Source organism: Acinetobacter sp. USHLN143 (assembly GCF_037145695.1).
GTDB classification, from domain to species: domain Bacteria; phylum Pseudomonadota; class Gammaproteobacteria; order Pseudomonadales; family Moraxellaceae; genus Acinetobacter; species Acinetobacter fasciculus.
In genome coordinates, this window is sequence record NZ_JBBCWZ010000192.1 from 1 (window position 1) to 642 (window position 642).

General features: G+C 42.5%; 1 protein-coding gene. It reads right to left on the bottom strand.

Annotated elements, in window-relative coordinates; translation table 11 throughout:
* Positions 1 to 207 precede the first annotated feature (207 nt).
* Positions 208 to 642: helix-turn-helix domain-containing protein (locus WFH18_RS17645; protein ID WP_305177354.1), on the bottom strand; the 435-nt coding region annotated here is incomplete at its 5' end.

Genomic DNA, 642 nt, shown 5'->3' on the forward strand with positions numbered 1-642 from the left:
GTCACCAGTTTCCCCGTTGAAAGCAAACACCCCATGACATTAACTCGTTTTAATCTTATTGCATCAACCGCATGAACATCACCTATCTTTGTCCACGCATAGCGGTTATCAGGTGTAGATGAAAATCCTGTTTCATCAACATAACCTAATATAATTTCACCACGTGCCGCTTGCTCTCGTAATTCTTCAATCTGCTGTGTTGCTTGTTCAAATGCAATCGGATCTCTTTTTTTTCAAGCTATGACGGGTACGCTTGAAGACCATACCTGAATCACGTAAAAACTTACGAATGGTTTCAACAGACACGGACACTTCGTATTCTTCATGTAGTTTGACTCGGATTTGTTCTGCATTGAGTGGACTTGTATTGACCCAATCTAGGATTTTCGCCTGATAGTCTGAGATCAATGTATTGGGTCGACCTGAGCGATGACCTTCTTTAATCGATTCAAACTCATACAATTCCCAACGTCGGCGTTGTAGCCTTATGGTTTCTGGGATACGTTCTTGTAGAGTGGCAACTTCCGCAACACTTTTACCTTCGGAAAGCCAGAGAATAGTTTGGGCACGTTGCCTTTCACGCCAATGTTTTGCATGCTTGACCAGAAAAATGAGTCGTTCTCGCTGTTCTAAACTAAGTGG